Source organism: Pectobacterium odoriferum, assembly GCF_009931295.1.
GTDB classification, from domain to species: Bacteria; Pseudomonadota; Gammaproteobacteria; order Enterobacterales; family Enterobacteriaceae; genus Pectobacterium; species Pectobacterium odoriferum.
In genome coordinates this window covers 847,072-865,323 of the sequence record NZ_CP034938.1, presented here as the reverse complement: position 1 = coordinate 865,323, position 18,252 = coordinate 847,072, and the positions used below count along the sequence as shown (strand labels likewise).

18 protein-coding genes, 1 other RNA gene and 5 pseudogenes are annotated in these 18,252 nt (G+C 49.3%); 17 read left to right on the top strand and 7 right to left on the bottom strand.

The features are described from left to right. Positions 1-235 precede the first annotated feature (235 nt). Entirely contained in the window at positions 236-811 is a 576-nt protein-coding gene (gene nudK, locus EO763_RS03880) for a GDP-mannose pyrophosphatase NudK (protein WP_103861344.1), read from the bottom strand. Positions 812-1,183: 372 nt separating this feature from the next. On the opposite strand from nudK, the pseudogene EO763_RS03875 reads away from it, so the two are divergent. From EO763_RS03875 to EO763_RS03865, 3 genes and pseudogenes are all read left to right on the top strand, one after another. Beyond that, positions 1,184-2,280, top strand: a pseudogene (locus tag EO763_RS03875) (glycerol dehydrogenase). Positions 2,281-2,386: 106 nt separating this feature from the next. Then, a pseudogene (locus EO763_RS03870) lies at positions 2,387-3,216 on the top strand (YbfB/YjiJ family MFS transporter). A gap of 13 nt (positions 3,217-3,229) precedes the next feature. Further along, on the top strand, positions 3,230-3,433 hold the full coding sequence (locus tag EO763_RS03865; protein ID WP_010282462.1) for a 2-hydroxymuconate tautomerase family protein: 204 nt from the start codon (positions 3,230-3,232) through the stop codon (positions 3,431-3,433). A gap of 30 nt (positions 3,434-3,463) precedes the next feature. Here the strand turns inward: EO763_RS03865 and EO763_RS03860 are convergent, their stop codons facing one another. Next, entirely contained in the window at positions 3,464-4,702 is a 1,239-nt protein-coding gene (locus tag EO763_RS03860; protein WP_161528146.1) for an Nramp family divalent metal transporter, read from the bottom strand. A 262-nt stretch (positions 4,703-4,964) separates the two neighbouring features. Further along, positions 4,965-5,552 (bottom strand): nucleotide exchange factor GrpE, encoded by a 588-nt coding sequence (grpE, locus tag EO763_RS03855; protein ID WP_039533923.1) that lies wholly within the window; start codon positions 5,550-5,552, stop codon positions 4,965-4,967. Between the two features lie 149 nt (positions 5,553-5,701). Here grpE and nadK point away from each other — a divergent pair, with 149 nt between their 5' ends. The 3 genes from nadK to bamE all read left to right on the top strand — a co-directional run bounded on the left by nadK (position 5,702) and on the right by bamE (position 8,811). Beyond that, positions 5,702-6,580, top strand: a complete 879-nt coding sequence (gene nadK / locus EO763_RS03850; protein WP_039491033.1) for an NAD(+) kinase — start codon at positions 5,702-5,704, stop codon at positions 6,578-6,580. An 81-nt stretch (positions 6,581-6,661) separates the two neighbouring features. Further along, positions 6,662-8,323, top strand: a complete 1,662-nt coding sequence (gene recN / locus EO763_RS03845; RefSeq protein ID WP_161528145.1) for a DNA repair protein RecN — start codon at positions 6,662-6,664, stop codon at positions 8,321-8,323. Between the two features lie 152 nt (positions 8,324-8,475). Next, a complete protein-coding gene (bamE, locus tag EO763_RS03840) occupies positions 8,476-8,811 on the top strand; it encodes an outer membrane protein assembly factor BamE (RefSeq protein ID WP_011092444.1) in 336 nt (111 codons plus the stop codon). A gap of 238 nt (positions 8,812-9,049) precedes the next feature. Here bamE and EO763_RS03835 read toward each other — a convergent pair whose 3' ends face one another. Together EO763_RS03835 and EO763_RS03830 are read right to left on the bottom strand one after the other, a co-directional pair. Beyond that, positions 9,050-9,331 carry an RnfH family protein gene (locus EO763_RS03835; RefSeq protein WP_214652895.1) on the bottom strand — a complete coding sequence of 94 codons (282 nt, stop codon included), beginning with the start codon at positions 9,329-9,331 and terminating at the stop codon, positions 9,050-9,052. After that, positions 9,321-9,767: a type II toxin-antitoxin system RatA family toxin gene (locus EO763_RS03830; RefSeq protein WP_161528144.1), complete on the bottom strand. Its 447-nt coding sequence runs from the start codon at positions 9,765-9,767 to the stop codon at positions 9,321-9,323. Before EO763_RS03830 ends, EO763_RS03835 begins: the two co-directional genes overlap by 11 nt. Before the next feature lie 155 nt (positions 9,768-9,922). Between EO763_RS03830 and smpB the strand changes: the two genes are divergently transcribed. The 5 genes from smpB (at position 9,923) to EO763_RS03805 (ending at position 14,377) form a co-directional block, all read left to right on the top strand. Further along, complete coding sequence (gene smpB, locus EO763_RS03825) at positions 9,923-10,405, top strand: SsrA-binding protein SmpB (RefSeq protein WP_010282425.1); 483 nt, start codon at positions 9,923-9,925, stop codon at positions 10,403-10,405. Positions 10,406-10,455: 50 nt separating this feature from the next. Then, positions 10,456-10,818, top strand: a transfer-messenger RNA (tmRNA) gene (gene ssrA / locus EO763_RS03820). Between the two features lie 209 nt (positions 10,819-11,027). Further along, positions 11,028-12,218: an integrase domain-containing protein gene (locus tag EO763_RS03815; RefSeq protein WP_161528143.1), complete on the top strand. Its 1,191-nt coding sequence runs from the start codon at positions 11,028-11,030 to the stop codon at positions 12,216-12,218. A 240-nt stretch (positions 12,219-12,458) separates the two neighbouring features. Continuing rightward, positions 12,459-13,433, top strand: a complete 975-nt coding sequence (locus EO763_RS03810; RefSeq protein WP_161528142.1) for a retron St85 family effector protein — start codon at positions 12,459-12,461, stop codon at positions 13,431-13,433. After that, positions 13,430-14,377 (top strand): retron St85 family RNA-directed DNA polymerase, encoded by a 948-nt coding sequence (locus EO763_RS03805; protein ID WP_161528141.1) that lies wholly within the window; start codon positions 13,430-13,432, stop codon positions 14,375-14,377. The genes EO763_RS03810 and EO763_RS03805 overlap by 4 nt, the downstream gene beginning before the upstream one ends. Before the next feature lie 445 nt (positions 14,378-14,822). Here the strand turns inward: EO763_RS03805 and EO763_RS03800 are convergent, their stop codons facing one another. Both EO763_RS03800 and EO763_RS03795 read right to left on the bottom strand, forming a co-directional pair. After that, positions 14,823-15,071 carry an ogr/Delta-like zinc finger family protein gene (locus EO763_RS03800; RefSeq protein ID WP_116156036.1) on the bottom strand — a complete coding sequence of 83 codons (249 nt, stop codon included), beginning with the start codon at positions 15,069-15,071 and terminating at the stop codon, positions 14,823-14,825. Beyond that, entirely contained in the window at positions 15,068-15,826 is a 759-nt protein-coding gene (locus tag EO763_RS03795) for a capsid size determination protein (protein WP_161528140.1), read from the bottom strand. The genes EO763_RS03800 and EO763_RS03795 overlap by 4 nt, the downstream gene beginning before the upstream one ends. Positions 15,827-16,360: 534 nt before the next feature. Here EO763_RS03795 and EO763_RS03790 point away from each other — a divergent pair. From EO763_RS03790 to EO763_RS23790, 6 genes and pseudogenes are all read left to right on the top strand, one after another. Continuing rightward, the gene (locus tag EO763_RS03790; protein WP_161528139.1) at positions 16,361-16,621 is read left to right on the top strand and encodes a helix-turn-helix transcriptional regulator; all 261 of its coding nucleotides are present in this window, start codon (positions 16,361-16,363) and stop codon (positions 16,619-16,621) included. Continuing rightward, on the top strand, positions 16,618-16,842 hold the full coding sequence (locus tag EO763_RS03785) for a hypothetical protein (protein WP_161528138.1): 225 nt from the start codon (positions 16,618-16,620) through the stop codon (positions 16,840-16,842). Before EO763_RS03790 ends, EO763_RS03785 begins: the two co-directional genes overlap by 4 nt. Positions 16,843-16,850: 8 nt before the next feature. Then, positions 16,851-17,045, top strand: a pseudogene (locus tag EO763_RS03780) (ash family protein); the annotation flags it as partial. Further along, positions 17,030-17,623 (top strand): annotated as a pseudogene (locus tag EO763_RS03775) (primase-like DNA-binding domain-containing protein); the annotation flags it as partial. The pseudogenes EO763_RS03780 and EO763_RS03775, both read left to right, overlap by 16 nt. A 259-nt stretch (positions 17,624-17,882) precedes the next feature. Next, on the top strand, positions 17,883-18,134 hold the full coding sequence (locus tag EO763_RS03770) for a type II toxin-antitoxin system Phd/YefM family antitoxin (protein WP_161528136.1): 252 nt from the start codon (positions 17,883-17,885) through the stop codon (positions 18,132-18,134). Next, positions 18,124-18,207: pseudogene (locus EO763_RS23790) on the top strand (type II toxin-antitoxin system RelE family toxin); the annotation flags it as partial. The gene EO763_RS03770 and the pseudogene EO763_RS23790, both read left to right, overlap by 11 nt. Positions 18,208-18,252: the final 45 nt, after the last annotated feature.

Here is an 18,252-nt window from a genome sequence, read left to right as displayed (position 1 = left end):
CCTTAGAAAAAACCCATATCCGATCGATAAAATAGACTAAAAACCAACCTAAAAAAAACCCACTACATTGAAATTTAAGCAAAAAATAAATAATAAGAAAGTAAATAAAAAGTTTACCCCGATAGTATTAACCATCATCACACCGCCATCACGGTATTACCCAAAAATGAAAACGCTACCACGGAAAATCAAGCGGCACACGTAGATGCCCGTGTGCCATAAAATACACTGACGCCTAGGCAAACCAGCCGCGAATGATCGCGTGCTGTAATAGCATGATGGTCTTGCCGTCTTTAATCCGGCCATCGTTCATCATCGCGACGGCTTCGCTGAACGGCAGCTCCAGCACCTCGATATCTTCATCTTCCACGCCGCCGCCCGGATTATCCCGCAACGACTCATCGTATTCGGCGGCGAAAAAGTACACGCGTTCCGTCACGCTGCCCGGCGACATGTAGGCATAGAACAGCTTTTCCACATTTCCGATCGCATAGCCGGTTTCTTCAATTGCTTCGTTACGGATACATTCTTCGGGCGAATGGTCGTCCAGCAAACCCGCGCAGGTTTCCAGCAGCATGCCGCTTTCGTTACCGTTGACGTAGGTGGGAATGCGGAATTGTCGTGTCAAAATCACCGTGCCTTTCGCTCGGTTGTACAGCAGAATCGTCGCGCCATCACCACGGTCGTAAACTTCGCGAACCTGACGAACGATGCCGCCATTATTTCTTTTTAAATCAAAAGTATATTTATTCAGAATGTACCAATTATCGGATAGCAGCTTCTTTTCGACGATATCAATGGGAGACGACATGCAAACACCTCAGTGATCGATGTGGAGGGAAGGCTCGTTTATATAACAACGTGAATTCATCATATCCCCTTTTAACCACGGCATAAACGGATAAGAAAGCAGGTATTAAACGAAATTCATGGCGAAAAAATAGATTAACCCCATGATTTATATGATTTACTCCTATTACGACTATTCCGCTCTTTTTGTCCCTCTGTCGTTTATCGACTATGCTATACCTTAAATCAGTCACGTTTCAGGAAGTCGTGCTGCGCTTTCGTTTGTCCCATCACCACCGTCCATTCTCATGACGCGCTACCGCAACCGCCTTCCATGATTCACTCGAATTCAATACCGCATCACTTCTTAAACCACATCATCGAGGTAGACAACATGAGCCATTTCATTTTCTCTTCACCTAGAAAATATGTTCAGGGTCGCGGCGTGCTGGATGAACTGGGTGAACAACTCAAGCCACTGGGAACGAAAGCATTTCTGATGGCGGACGGCATTGTTTGGGACATTATCGGCCAGCGCGTTGATGCGTCTCTCAAACAGGCAAGCATCGGCCACCATTACGAGCGTTTTAACGGTGAGGCATCCAGCAACGAAATCACCCGCCTTGCTAAGCTGGCGCGCGATGCGGGCACAAACATTGTCGTCGGATTAGGGGGGGTAAAACGCTGGATACCGCGAAAGCTGTCGCCGATGAGCTGAAACACAATGTCACTATCGTCCCAACGGTGGCGTCAACGGATGCGCCGTGCAGCGCACTGTCCGTCATCTACACCGACGAAGGCGTGTTTGAGTCCTACCGCTTTTACGATAAGAACCCCGATCTGGTGCTAGTCGATACCGCCGTGTGTGCGCAGGCTCCCGCACGCCTGTTCGCTTCCGGCATTGCCGATGGCCTGGCAACCTTTGTCGAAGCACAGGCGGTTCTGCGCTCTCACGCACTTTCCATGCTAGGTGGTAGGCCTACGCTAGCGGGCATAGCGATTGCCGAAACCTGCGAAAAAACGCTGCTAACCTACGGCTACAGTGCTTACAAAGCGGTAGAAAAAGGTGCGGTGACGCCAGCGGTAGAATCCGTGGTGGAAGCCAACACGCTGCTTTCCGGCCTGGGCTTCGAGAATGGCGGACTGGCGGGTGCTCACGCTATTCACAACGGCTTTACCGCGATCAAGGGCGACATTCACCACCTCACCCACGGGGAAAAAGTCGCCTACGGCACGCTGACACATATGGTGTTGGAGCAACGTCCTGACGAGGAAATCGCACGCTACATTCGTTTCTATCGCGCGATTAACATGCCCACGTTGCTAAAAGATCTGCATCTGGAAAATGAGTCGTTTGAAAATCTGGTCAAAGTGGGTGAACTGGCATGCAGTGATGCCGATACCTTGAAAAATCTGGATAGCAGTTTAACAGCCGAAGATGTCGCCCACGCCATTGTCGCCGTCGATGCATTCAGTAAAACGATTAATTAATCGCAACCGCGCTAAAAAGCCCGACTCCAGCGAGATCCATGCAATGGAGCCGGGCTTGATATAACAGGCAGGATAACGGCATACTCTCTCGACCCTGAGCCATCGAATGACGAAACGTCCTCGCCTTATCGCGCTATCGGATACGCTGACGCTTGCCCTTTTCGGGACGATCGTGCTGGCATTAGGAATGGGGCTGGGCGCTTTTTGTATACGCCGATACTGCCCGTGATACTGGAAGAAGGCAGCTTCGCTTTCGGTCAGCTTTCCTATATTGCCAGCGCAAATTACGCCGGTTATCTGTTCGGCAGTCTGTTCTTCTCTTTCAACCGTCGCGCCTCAACCTCTCAACCGCTGTTCCTGCTGTTTATCGCCGCGGCCGCAACGGGCGTTTTGCTCTTCGCAATGGCACTGAGCACTCATACTACGCTGGTCATGATCATTCGCTTCATTGCAGGGATCGCCAGTGCGGCGATGATGATCTTCGGTTCTTTGACTATTTTGCACCACACAAAGCATCCCCGTGTGATCGCTTCGCTCTATGCTGGGGTTGGCGCAGGAATCGTTCTATGGGCCGCCAACCGCAGGGGAACCTTGCCCTGCCTGACGGCAAACCTGCTGATTCAGGGAAGCTGCGTCCTGTTGACGCTATTCAGCCACTCCCCCGTGGCATTGATATTCAGTTGTCTCGGCTTTGGTGCTACTTTTATGGGAACCACCTCGCTGGTGATGCCCTTAGCCAAACGGCTACGCGCGCCACACTGCATCAACCTGCTTGGGCTGGTGACGCTCACTTACGGCATAGGTCAGATTCTTGGCCCACTGCTCACCAGCGCCCTGACGAATACCAACGCTGTCGCGCCAGCGATCCTGTGTAGCGCAGCAGCACTTTTCATCGCGGCAGGGCTCTGCTTCCCCTACCGTCGACCACTACCCTAATCCCGGAGAATCTATGCCGTACGTCAACATCAAAATCACCAATGAAGGTGTCACCGCTGAACAAAAGCGTCAGTTGATTGAAGGCGTCACCCAGTTGCTGGTCGATGTACTAAATAAGAACCCGAAAACCACCGTGGTCGTGATTGATGAAGTTGAAACGGACAACTGGGGGATCGGCGGCGTGCCAGTGACGGAGTTGAGGAAGGCCAGTAAATAGTGAAACGGTGCCACTTGGGTGGCACCAGAATTATATCCCCAACATCGTATCAATCAGCAGATACATATTCAGGGAAACCACCAGCACTACAATGAGTTGACCGATGCGCTGTACCCATTTTCCGTTCACCATCGTTCCCATTAATTCACGGTTACCGGTGAAGGACAGCAAGGGAACCAGCGCCAGCGCAATCCCGAAGCTCAGCACCACCTGGCTCAATACCAGCACGCGCGTCGGATCCATACCGGACAGAATCACGATAAACGATGGCAACATTGTCACCGTGCGGCGTACCCAGAGTGGAATATGGAAACGCACGAATCCTTGCATCACCACCTGCCCCGCCAGCGTGCCGACAACGGTAGAAGACAGACCCGCCGCCACCAGACTCAGACCGAAAATGATCGCGGCGGCTTTACCCAGCAGCGGCTCCAGCGTGAGGTAGGCTTTATCCAGATCGGCAATATCCTGATTGCCGCTGAAATGGAACGCCGCCGCAGCCGTTGCCATCATCGCCAGATTGACGAATCCGGCGATGGTCATCGCAATCGCGACATCGACTTTCGTTGCCGAATAACGCTCGGCACGGGTGTGGTTGCCCTCATGCTGCGTCAGGGAAGAGTGCAGGTAAATCACATGCGGCATAATGGTCGCCCCCAACACACCGGCGGCCAGCAACACGGCATCGGAGGTCGGCAGACTCGGGATTGCCATGCCTTTGGCTAACGCGGACAGCTCAGGCTGGGAAAAGACCAGTTCAACAATATACGCCGCCGCCACAAACAGCAGCAGGCCGCCAATGACCATCTCCAGCGGCTTTTGACCGCGCTGTTGCAGCATGAGAATCAGGAAGGTGGCAATGGCAGTGAGGATCGCGCCTTCCAGCAGTGACACGCCCAATAGCAGCTTGAAACCAATCGCCGCACCGATAAATTCGGCCAGATCGGTCGCCATCGCAATAATTTCGGCCTGCACCCAATACGCCCAAACGGCCGGACGCGGAAAGCGATCGCGGATATGTTCCGCCAGGTTCTTACCCGTTGCGATCCCCAATTTAGCGGACAGCAGTTGGATCAGCATCGCCATCAGGTTCGCCCACACCACCACCCACAGCAGCGTATAACCATAGGCCGCACCGGACTGGATGTTAGTGGCAAAGTTACCCGGATCGATATAACCAATCGCCGCGATAAACGCCGGGCCCATCAGAGAAAGTTTGACCTTCCTTGATGTGCGGCTTGTTGACTCAATAACACGGCTACCCGGCATAGTATGACCCTTCTAACACTGGTGTCTTATTACTTTCACAAAAATGATAATGATTATCAAGTGCATTTAGAGTGGTAATACCAATTCTTTTGATAGCTAATGATGATGAGTCATTCAAAACCTAAAAAACATCTTTTTTATCAAACAAATCTTAACAAAATGTACACTAAATAATTCAGTATGACGGGGGATACAAACAAAAAACCCCATGCGGTGGGCACGGGGTTCGGAATAAAGCTACGTTGTAAATAGGGTGCGTGTATCAGTCTTGTGCTTTTGATACCGCAACCATCGCCGGACGCAGCAAACGGCCGTTCAGCGTATAACCTTTTTGCATGACCATCATGACATGGTTCGGCTGGTGATCGGCCGAAGGTAACATCGTCATCGCCTGATGCACTTCTGGGTTAAACGGTACGCCCACATCACCCACAACCTCGATGCCAAATTTACGCACGGCATCCAACAACGATTTCAGCGTCAGTTCAACACCTTCAATCATTGCAGCCAGTGATTCATTGGCCTTGTCCGCCGTATCCAGCGCACGCTCCAGATTGTCGATAACTGGCAGCATTTCGCTGGCAAATTTTTCTACCGCAAATTTATGCGCTTTCTCAACATCCATTTCCGCACGGCGGCGAATGTTATCGGCTTCAGCACGGACGCGAAGCATATTGTCACGTTCACGCTGTTGCAGTTCGCTCAACTGGGTTTCCAGTTCGGCGATGCGCGCATCACGCGGGTCAGCTACGTCTGCCGTCTCTGGCGTGGCATCCGCTTGCTGCCCTTTTGCTGCTTCCTTTTGATCCAAGACTTGCTCGTCAGGCGTTTTCTGTTCTTTACTACTCATGAAATTCTCCGCGGTTTAGCATTAATCTCGCTAGTTGCTTATTATGGGGATCAAAATCGGGGATTCAAGGGAACCAGTCACATATTGGTTCCCGCTGCTGCCGATACACCACGCTGAGGACAAAAACAGCAATGAACACACCGCTTACAATGAACAGGCCGTTTAATTGTATTGGCATTGTCGGCCATCCGCGCCACCCAACGGCGCTGGCAACGCATGAGATGCTTTATCACTGGCTCACCGACAAAGGTTACTCGGTTCTGATCGAGCAACAGATCGCCCGCGAACTGAATCTGAAAGACGCACCGACCGGTAGCCTTGCCGATATCGGCCAGCAGGCGGATTTGGCGGTTGTCGTCGGCGGTGACGGCAATATGCTCGGCGCAGCACGCGTGCTGTCGCGCTATGACATCAAGGTGATCGGCGTAAACCGTGGCAATCTCGGCTTTTTAACCGATCTCGATCCTGACCATGCGCAGCAGCAGCTTTCTGACGTGCTTGATGGTCATTACCTGAGCGAGCAGCGCTTCATGCTGGAAGCGCACGTTTGCCGCGTAAACCAGCCCGACAGCATCAGTACCGCCATTAACGAAGTGGTGCTTCACCCCGGGAAAGTCGCACATATGATTGAATTTGAAGTCTATATTGACGACAAATTCGCCTTTTCTCAGCGTTCAGACGGCCTGATTATCGCCACCCCCACAGGCTCAACCGCCTATTCTCTTTCCGCTGGCGGCCCGATTCTGACGCCGTCGTTGGATGCGATTGCGCTGGTGCCTATGTTCCCGCATACGCTGTCCGCCCGCCCGCTGGTTATCAACAGCAGCAGCACGATTCGGCTGAAATTTTCCTGCATCACCAACGATCTGGAGATCAGCTGTGACAGCCAGATTGCACTGCCAGTGCAAGAGGGCGAAGAAGTACTGATTCGCCGCAGCGAACATTACCTGAATCTGATTCATCCAAAAAATTACAGCTATTTCAATACACTAAGTTCAAAACTCGGCTGGTCAAAAAAATTATTCTAAAATTCTATTCAGCTACTTTACTGTATATAAAACCAGTTTATACTGTATGTAATCACAGGTGATTACATACAGAGGTTTATCATGCTGGCGCAACTCACTATCAGTAACTTCGCTATCGTGCGCGAATTAGAAATCGATTTTCAGTCAGGGATGAGCGTTATCACCGGGGAAACCGGTGCGGGGAAATCGATTGCGATTGATGCCCTCGGTTTATGTCTGGGAAATCGTTCTGACGCCAGCATGGTCAGGCCGGGCGCTGCCCGCGCCGACATTTGCGCCCGCTTTGCGCTGGCGGATACGCCGACGGCACGTCAGTGGCTGGAAGAAAACCAGTTGGATGACAGCAACGAGTGCCTGCTACGCCGCGTCATTAGTGCTGATGGTCGTTCACGCGGTTTTATTAACGGCACCGCCGTGCCGCTGTCTCAACTGCGTGAACTCGGCCAGCACCTGATTCAGGTACATGGCCAGCATGCCCATCAGCTACTGCTGCGCCCCGATCATCAAAAACACCTGCTGGATGCCTATGCCGATGAACCGAAACTGCTGGTTGCGATGCAGCAGGTTTGGCATCAGTGGCACCAAAGTTGCCGCGCGCTGGCGCAGTTGCAACAGGCGGCTATTGAGCGCGAAGCTCGCCGGGAACTGCTGCAATACCAATTAAAAGAGCTGAATGAATTCTCCCCACAGCCCGGCGAATATGAACAGATTGACGTTGAATATAAACGTCTGGCGAATAGCGGCCAGCTACTGACGATGAGCCAACAGGCTATGCAACTGCTGAGTGAAGACGAAGAGCAGAACATCATCAGTATGCTGCACAGCGTAAAACATCAGCTTGGCGAACTCATCAGCATGGATGACAAGCTGTCGGGCGTGCTGTCCATGATCGAAGAAGCAGGCATTCAACTCAGCGAAGCCAGCGATGAACTACGCCACTACAGCGAACAAATGGATCTCGACCCGATTCGGCTGTATGAACTGGAACAGCGCCTGTCGCGTCAGCTCGCGCTGGCACGCAAACACCATGTTGCTCCAGAGGCGCTCCCGACGTTCCATCAGCAGCTACTGGAAGAACAGCAACAGTTGGAACAGCAGGAAAGCGACCATGATGTGCTTAGTGCTTCCGTCGGCGAATATCATCAGCAGGCGCTACACCTTGCAGAACAGCTGCACGTGCGCCGCCAGCACCATGCCAGTGAACTGGCACAGCTCATCACCACCAATATGCGTGAGCTAGCAATGCCACATGGCCACTTCACTATTGATGTGAAGTTTACGCCAGACAACCTGACGGCCACCGGTGCCGACAGTATCGAATTCCGCGTGACCACGAACCCCGGTCAGCCGCATCAGACGCTGGCGAAAGTGGCTTCGGGCGGTGAGCTATCGCGTATCGCACTGATTATTCAGGTGATCACCGCACAGAAAATGGACACGCCGGCGATGATTTTCGATGAGGTCGATGTGGGTATTAGCGGGCCAACCGCCGCCATCGTCGGCAGAATGCTGCGCCAGCTCGGCGAATCCACGCAGGTGATGTGCGTGACGCACCTACCGCAGGTCGCGGGCTGCGGTCATCAGCACTTCTTCGTGAGCAAACAAACAGACGGTGCAGAAACAGAAACCCTGATGCAGCCGTTGGATAAACGTGCTCGGCTACAAGAACTGGCACGCCTCTTGGGCGGCAGCGCCGTCACCAAAAACACGCTGGCGAACGCCAAAGAATTGCTGGCGGCCTAAAATCTACCGCCGACAGGGCAAGAAAGGTGCATCACAGGTAAAAAAGCTCAACTTTTTTACCTTCCTGAGGTCATACAATCACCTTGCAGGTTTCCAAGTCCTGCAAGGTCTATTATCATCGGCAACCTATGCCCTTAAGGAATGTAATCACTATGCGCTGTAAAACGCTGACTGTCGTCGCCGCGGTGGTTGTTATGCTGACTGCCGGTTGTTCCACACTGGAAAAGGTGGTCTATCGGCCGGACATCAATCAGGGAAACTATCTGGCACCGGCTGACGTTGCAAAAATTCACACCGGCATGACCAAACAACAGGTCGCTTATACGCTGGGTACTCCTATGATGCAGGATCCGTTTGGCAGCGATACCTGGTTTTACGTCTTCCGCCAGCAGCCTGGTCATGAGTCGGTAAAACAGCAGACGCTGACGCTCACCTTCAGCGGCAGTGGCGTGTTAACCAACATCAACAACAAGCCCGCGCTGGACTAATGCTTTCAATACCGTTCTGCTGAATCAGGGTGAATTCTCCTATCAGCGAAAGGCGGCGCTTTAAGACGAGGCCCACGATGGGCAGAGTACTTGAAGGAAGCCAACGCACACGCGGCTTGATGTCTAGCGGGTATAACAGCAGGCAAATCTGAACACTTCAGGTTTGCCTGTGTTTTTTTGTAAGGGCATTTCGATAAGGACGCTCAGTAAAACGTCATGTGCCGTTCAACGACATCGTTCAGGATTTGCTCTTAGCACGCTCCGCCCGCTGACGGCGTAGTTCTTTCGGATCGGCAATCAGCGGGCGATAAATTTCCACGCGGTCACCATCCTGAACAACGTCGGCCAGCTTCGCAGCACGGCTGTAAATACCGACTTTATTCACCTGCAAATCGATATCATGGCGCAGCTCCAGCAGACCCGATGCCACAATCGCCTGCTCAACCGTACTACCCTCTTCCAGCTTCACCGTGCGTAGATACTGACGTTCCGGCAACGCGTAGACCACATCAACCTGCATTGCGGACACTGTAGACCTCTTTTGCTCGCTGCGTGAAAGCCTGCACCATATTTCCCGCCAGCTCCTTGAATACTTTGCCAAAAGCGAGTTCAATCAAGGCATTGGTGAATTCAAATTCCAGATGCAGTTCGACTTTACAAGCATCAGCGCTCAGCGGCGTAAAATGCCAGTCGCCACCCAACTGACGGAACGGGCCATCAACCAACTGCATATTGATATTCTGGTTATGCGTCAGCGTGTTACGGGTGGTAAAAGTCTTGCTGATACCGACTTTGGAAACGTCGACTGCGGCGGTCATCTCCCCTTCTGAGGAGGAGAGCACGCGGCTCCCCGTACAGCCCGGTAAAAACGCGGAGTAGGAAGCGACATCATTCACCAGCTTGTACATCTGTTCAGCGCTGAACGGCACCAGTGCGGAACGACTTATCTTTGGCATACTATTTTCCGTGATTCATAAAACGCGCAAAATAATAGCATTGATAGCCCGACAGACAAAAATTCTGCGAAGCTTATCGCACGATATCATTAACCACGACACGGACGCACGGCGGGGATTTCATTCCCAATGACATCCAGTATAATGACGGCACTATGACAAAGAAAAAAGCATACAAACCCGGTTCCGCCACCATTGCGCAGAACAAGCGCGCCCGTCACGAATACTTCATTGAGGAAGAATTTGAGGCCGGCCTTGCGCTGCAAGGATGGGAAGTCAAATCACTGCGCGCAGGCAAAGCAAACCTCAGCGACAGCTATGTCACCTTCATGAACGGTGAAGCTTACCTGTTTGGCGCAACGATCACGCCGCTGAATGTGGCTTCATCACACGTTGTGTGCGATCCCATACGCACGCGAAAACTCCTGCTCAACAAACGCGAGCTGGATTCGCTGTTTGGCCGCGTCAGTCGCGATGGCTATACGGTCGTTGCGCTGTCCATGTATTGGAAAAACGCCTGGAGCAAAGTCAAAATTGGCGTGGCGAAAGGTAAAAAAGATCACGACAAGCGTGATGACATCAAAGAACGTGAATGGAAGTTAGACAAAGCCCGTATCATGAAGAACGCCAATCGCTAAGCCACTGGCTTAACGGCGGTAAGTTCTGGTATACTGGCGACAGTTTCTTGGGGGCTGATTCTGGATTCGACGGGATTTGCAAAGCCCAAGGTGCATGCCGAGGGGCGGTTTGCCTCGTAAAAAGCCGCAAAAAAATAGTCGCAAACGACGAAAACTACGCTTTAGCAGCTTAATAACCTGCTTTGAGCCCTCTCTCCCTAGCCTCCGCTCTTAGGACGGGGATCAAGAGAGGTCAAACCCAAAAGAGATCGTGTGGATGCCTTGCCTGGGGTTGAAGCACTAAATCTAATCAGGCTAGTTTGTTAGTGGCGTGTCTATTCGCAGCTGGCAAGCGAATGTAAAGATAGACTAAGCATGTAGTACCGACGGTAGAGTGGTTCCGGACGGGGGTTCAAATCCCCCCAGCTCCACCAATTTAGACATCGGGTATTACCAGATAAGTCCGATGAAGTACGAAAAGCCCGCACGGCACAAGCCCTGCGGGCTTTTTTGTGTCCGCTATTGTCCGACGATATTCGCCTGAATCCAGAGATTATTGGTATACGAATTGGTATACGGTAGGATATATACCAAAAGGCGTATACCAATTGCATGTGTATACCAATAACAAAGGATTCCCCACATGGCACGGACAACCCGCCCCCTCACTCACACTGAAGTACAAAAGGCCAAAGCGACAGATAAAGATCTGACGTTGCATGACGGCAACGGGTTATTTCTCTTAGTCAAAACTACCGGGAAAAAGCTGTGGCGGTTCCGTTACCAGAAACCAACAACCGGCCAACGCACCATGATCGGGTTTGGCGCTTACCCAGCATTATCGCTAGCTGATGCCCGCGCCATGAGAGACGAGAAACTCTCTTTGTTAGCCAAAGGTATCGATCCACAGGAAAAAGTGGCTAAAGAAGAGGAAGAAGCGCAAATCGCGGTAGAAAGCATCTTTATTAATGTGGCGCGTAGCTGGTTCACGTTGAAACAGACGAATGTCAGCGCCGATCACGCTAAAGACATTTGGCGCTCACTGGAAAAAGATGTGCTACCAGCGATTGAAAATATCCCGGTACAGGAAATCAAAGCCCGTACGTTGATACAGGCGCTAGAGCCAATTAAAGCCCGTGGCGCACTAGAAACCGTCAGGCGGCTAGTACAGCGTATCAATGAAATCATGGTTTACGCAGTCAACACGGGGCTAATTGATGCTAACCCCGCCTCTGGCATTGGTATGGCCTTTGAGCGCCCTAAAAAGCAGCATATGCCAACTATCCGGCCAGAAGAACTCCCCAAGCTGATGCGCACCATTGCCATGTCTAATCTGTCCATCCCGACCCGCTGCCTATTAGAATGGCAGCTATTGACACTGATTCGCCCAGCGGAAGCCTCCGCCACGGCATGGGCAGAGATCGATATAGAGAAAAGAACGTGGAGTATTCCGGCTGAACGAATGAAAGCCAAGCGCGATCATATCGTGCCGCTCTCCGATCAGGCGCTGGAACTGCTCGACATCATGCGCCCTATCAGCGGCAACCGCGAACACGTATTTCCCAGCCGTAACGATCCTAAAAAACCCATGAACAGCCAGACCGCGAATGCCGCGCTAAAACGCATCGGCTACGGTGGAAAACTGGTGGCTCATGGTTTACGCTCAATAGCCAGCACTGCCATGAATGAAGCCGGTTTTAATCCTGATGTGATTGAAGCAGCATTAGCGCATTGTGATAAAAACGAAGTTCGACGGGCTTATAACCGCTCAACCTATCTTGAACAGCGTAAAGAGTTGATGGATTGGTGGGGGAATTTTGTACAATCTGTTTGAACTTACTTGCTTACTTTTTACCACTGATCTAATCTAGATCCATCTTTACGCGTGGGTTTATAGTATTAAACCTAGTCGGGCGATTAGCCAGACATACAGTATTGAGGACACTTAGGGTTGCGCAAAAGCACTTCTCTAACGATCCTTAATCAGGAGCGTCAGAGAAGTCTTTTGCGCATCCTCTAGGTAAAGATTTAAACAAAGCGGATCTCCGCTTTGTTTTTTTATGGAGATAATTAATTGAGTACGGTAAAGGGTAATGAAAGCTACGAAGATGCACTCATTGATGAGTTCAGTTCTCTTTCGTACTCTAATTTTTCTCTTTACCTAACCCCTCATAAAATATTTATTTGTGGTGGTGAGATTAATACAGGAAAACTTATCCCTCAGAGTTTGCGCGACAGGATTATTGAATTCTTTGAGGTTAATAACGATGACGGACTTTCAAAATCCTTCATTATGGCTGAAACCTTCAAAGACTATTTCCGAGAAAACACTTATTCTGATTTATACTCTTTTGAAGATGATATTGCCAAGCTATCCACCCTTATCATTATTTGTTTAGAAAGTCCCGGTTCTCTTGTCGAATTAGGTATGTTTGCCAATATTAGCGACCCTAAGAAAATACTTATTTTCGCTCCTGATGAACATGTACAAGCTGAGGACTCATTTATTTTTTTAGGTCCTTTGTCATATTTAAAAAGAAAAGATAAGGAATCAGTACATATTTTCCCATGGCCCAATAAAGAAGAAAATAATTACCCCGATTTGCCATTGGTTATAGAATGTATAAAAAACAGGCTCAAAACATCCAGTAAAACCACTAACTTTAATTCAACCAATCCGGCACATATTGCCTTACTGATATATGATATTGTACATACTTTTTACCCAATAAAAGATTATGAAATAGAGTTGGCATTAGTAGCATTGGATATCGACATAGATGAAAATATCATAAAAAGACTACTGTATTTATTACAATCGATGTCTATGGTTGGGAAAAAGAAATACAGCAACATAACTTTTTACTATCCTTTGGAAAATAAAAAAAGAGTTACACTTGGAAAGGATAAACTAGGGAGAATAAAAGAATATAAAGCTATGAGAATAAGAGCTGTCACATCATTCGTTTTATCCGAAGATGAGGCATCAAGAAAGAGGAAGCTTGCACTTTCAGCAATCACACGAATGCTTGAGGATGACATTAGATGAACATACTTAATCAGTTATCCAACACATTATTCATGGATAAAGACTCCTTAAAAAGCTTTATTTCCACAGCCCCGCGTCGCTATAAAAAATATACAATACCTAAAAGAAATGGAGACGGCGTTCGTATTATTGCTCAACCATCCAAGCAAATTAAGTCTTTACAACGATATGCTGCCAACTTGCTTTCAAAGCATCTAAGAGTACACTATGCGGCTCACGCATACGTTCGTGGAAAAGGCATCAAGACCAATGCAGCCGCACACAGAAACAGCAACTACATATTGAAAATCGACTTTAAAGATTTTTTTCATTCAATCACGCCAGATATTTTTTTAAAAACACTCGAAACAAACAATAATATCATCGAGAATGAAGACAAGTTTATTATCTCTCATCTTTTCTTCTGGAAATTGAGAGGGAATAGCCCTCTTAGATTGAGCATTGGCGCACCAACATCCCCAATTATTTCAAATGCGATTATGTATTGCTTCGATGAAGAATTAACAAATTACTGTACTGAAATAAATGTAACATACACTCGTTACGCAGATGATTTAACTTTTTCATCATTTCATAGTTTAAGCCTAGCAACGATACAGTCCACCGTCCAACGCCTATTAATAAAACATTACAAAAGAAAAATAAAAATAAACAGAGAGAAAACAATTTATTGCAATAAGGCAATGAATAGAAATATCACAGGTGTAATATTAAATAATGAAAATGAATTATCTTTAGGGAGAAAGAAAAAAAGGATGATTAGCTCCCTCGTTCACAAATTTTCATATAGTCTTCTGAATCAGAAGGAGATAAATTATCTCAATGGTATATTAGGCCATGCTTCTCACATAGAGCCTCAATTCATTGAACGCCTTAAAGAAAAATATGGGCATGATGTTATTGCTAAAATCAAAAAATCAATTACTTATGCTCACATCACTTGACCGTTAATTAAAAATATCTTTAACTCAGAAGTTCACACCCATTCCGATGAGTTATCACATCAATTTCCTTTTATGCGATAACTCAGTGTTACACTCCAAATGAAAAATCATTACTAATATCAAAAGTTACTCACTCTTCACACCAAATAAACCTTCTAAAATTTAGAGTAAGTAAATCTAACTATCACACCCCGCGCGCAATGCTATCCCCGCCACGCCTGCCCGCTTTGTGTAGCGCTTTTCATGCAGTTGCATGGAAGCACTCAGGCCGCGTCAGTACTGGTGCTGTAGGGTAGATTCGGGGGTAAGTATTGCATGCAATTCCATGCACCGTATGCATGCACGGTCAAAAAATCGCTAGCCAGAGAAAAAAGCTCGCAAAAAAGCCCGCGCAATGGCGGGCGGCTTCCTGATGCTGACGGTAATGAAATTATAATCTGACTAATTAACTCCGCAGGGTTGAGGCTGGATAATCCTTATATTTTTTCTGCATGGCCGGGGATAACGGAATATACGGCACCGGCAGATCTTTTCGGTTCGATGGCTGAATAATTTCCTCTATCGATTCCAGTGTCCTAAAGGTTGCAGAGCATTCAATATTCCGGCATTGGTGATAGCGCTGTTTAACGTTCTCCGATAACGAGCGACTGGTTCGCGCATGGGCAGCGTGGCCGCAGAACGGGCAGTGCATCATACTTTCTGGCTCCGTGTTTTTAATGCTTCTTCTTTTTCCTTTAATTCACGCCAAAATTTCGTATTTTGGCAAGGCGTCGACACCGGCGGGAAATCGGAATGCGGCAACGCGGGTTGATACAATCTCAGAGATGACAATTCCGGCTCATTGTCCATATTAAATTGATACTTATTCGATTTCGCCATCAGGTGGTCAATCACCTGATTAATCACCCTCTTATCAGGATCTTGATAGGCAAGCCCTTCAGTAAATTCAGATGTAGTAACATCATACATATGCCGATATAGCTTAATAGCCCGGATAAGATCCTCGCTAATGTTATTCATCGCCAGCCCAAATTCCCAGTGTGCGTATTGGAATAACGCCGTTTTATAAGCATCCCGACAGCCTTTTGCTGAAAAGTGACATTTTGCTTTCTGCTTGAGCTGGTCGATTTCCAACTGCACCAGCAATCCGTCATACTCCTGCGCCAGTTCACGCTGTGCCAACCGCTGTAATTGCTGGCTTTTTAATTCTTCCGTCATTTCGCCACGTGCCGCAAGAAAACGCGCACGCCAGTCGGTATCAGAAAGCTGATTTTCCGCTTCCGTATTGGCTTTCTGCTCTTTGGCTCGTGCAATAGCGGTATCGATGTTGTCCAGTTCGCTAGCGTTGGCAAAGTGTTCCGCTCGTCTCTTCTGGTATTCATCAGCCGTTTTTTTCAGGACATCAGGCGGGGTTACGGGTTTATCGGTTTGTTCTGCCTTCTGGCTCATGGTCATTCTCCGTATGGGGTGAGTGTCTGTTGGCTATTGTGCAATTCACCACACAACTCCCGCTATCTAAGCCGGTTGTGCTACTTCCCACACAAAACAATCTCTAACACAGGCTGTTTCCCCAATTGAGAACTAACTTTTTTATAAAACTATTCACTACTCTTCACCTGAGAAAAAAGAATATATAAATAAATAAAGGGGTGAAGAGTTGATAAATAACTCTTCACCGAGTGTTCACACTGTTCACCCGCTTTTTTGAGCCTTTTTTCTGGCGAGCAGTTTTTACGATGTTATTTCCTATAAATAACGTAGTGATTAATAGCCATAAACATGTAGACCTTTCTCGAATGGCAAACAAAGGAAAACTAATGGTAACTATTGGCAAACGTTGGCAATTTGGGGCTGTTTTTTGCCCATCGACAGCACAACAGCCCCTTGTTGCCAGCCCCGAAAATATTCACATAATAGCGAGCTACCAGAGAAATCCAGCGCCATCCGGCCAGAGCCGGGCGGACATTAACGAGGTAGCGCCACATGTTGTCAGCCACACCCCCAACACCCATTCCTGCTATGCCCCCGATGTCACCGCATCCGGTCAGAGAGCGCTTAATGCGCCTGCCGGAAGTGCTGCACGTCACCGGTATTTCCCGCTCCACCCTGTACGAACTCAGCGCCCGTAACGCTTTCCCTGCCCGTGTCCCGTTGGGTGGGAAGAATGTTGCATGGGTTGAATCCGAGATCCATCACTGGGTGGCCGAACGTATCGCCGCCCGTCAACAGGAGAACCACGCATGATCACCTTAACTATCGCCGGGCAGTCGGTCACACTTGATGAACGGGAAGCCCTCAGCCTGTGCGACCAACTGCTTCCTGCCATCCGTAACCCGGCCACCGTTGCTGTCCGTGAAGCGCGTTTCGGTGCGTTGCTGCTGAGCATTGCACCAACGCCCGCCGCCTCTGATTCTCCCCGGCGTTACTGCGCATCCCGTGCCGGTGATGCGCTGACCAACTGCTGAGGCTGTTCATGACTGCGCAATTTATCCGTTTCCCCGGCTTGCCTGCCGGGGCTTTTTGGCGTTATAGTTCCGCTGCTGTCGCAAAATCGACAGCCGGGCGTGAGAACCCGAGTCACTCAACGGCGACACCAGACGCGCCTAGCGTCTTTTTTTACGTCGCAGCCTTAGCACACCAGCATGTTGTGCGGCATTTTTTACGCCGTTACCGGCGGTGATTCTGGCCGTCAACAACTCGCCGATGCGTTTTAGTGACCACAGCGGCGGCGTATCCCGTCGCCGGGTGATTATCCACTTCGGCGAAACCATCCCGGCCAGCGAACGCGACCCCAAGCTGAAAGAGAAAATCCGCGCTGAACTGGCGGTGATAGTGCGTCACCTGATGAAACGCTTTGAAGAGCCGAACGACGCCCGGACGCTGTTACAGGCACAGCAACACTCCGCTGAGGCGCTGGAAATCAAACGGCAGGCTGACCCGCTGGTTGATTTTTGCGGCTACCTGCTGGCACACGGTGATACCACCGGGCTGTATATGGGCAACGCCAACATTACGCCCCGTAACCCGCGTAAATACCTGTATCACGCCTACCTGTCCTTTATGGAGTCGCACGGCCATCAGAAGCCGATCAGCCTGACGGCCTTTGGTAAGGTGCTACCTAACATGATGTCGGAATATGGGCAGAGTTACCTCAAAGGCAGAACCAAGCAGGGCATACAGACCAATCTTGAGCTGAAAGACGAGTCAGACGCCGACTGGCTGCCCAAATGTGAATCGGCGAGGTAGACGCCAACAACGACAAAACCGGCTCCGGCCGGTTTTTTTACGTCCAGATACTTCAAAGGTGACGAGTGACTCATCACCTGTTCACCGACTCATCACCCATTAATTTATTGATTAATAAAAATAAAAAACCGTGGTGAAGAGGGTGAACAGTTTTGTACAAAATCTTTTTATTTGGCGTCGCGTTTATGCTGTGATGTTGCTGCTTTTTTGGTTAAGTGCTAAATTCAGTATTAAATATCATACTTAAAAGGGGCTAGTTATGTCCGTACAACCTATTCTTGCAAATGCAGCCGTGAGTATCAGCGACTTTAAAAAGTCCCCTAATGCCGAGCTTAAAGAAGCTAACGGCGAGCCTGTAGCCGTGCTAACCAATGGCCGTATCTCTGGCTATTATGTTTCTCCTGAAACATGGGAAGCGCTGGCCGATTATCAGGAAGATATCGAACTTGCCAAAATCGCCCGTTCTCGGATGAAGGGGAAACGTGTGAAGGTCGATCTGGATGAGTTATAAGCTGGAGTTTGAAGAGCTCGCGCTGAAAGAATTTAAGAAGCTGGGTGCGCCCGTGCGGGAGCAGTTCACCAAAAGTTGAAAGGTGATGAGTAACTCGTCACCTGTTCACCAACTCATC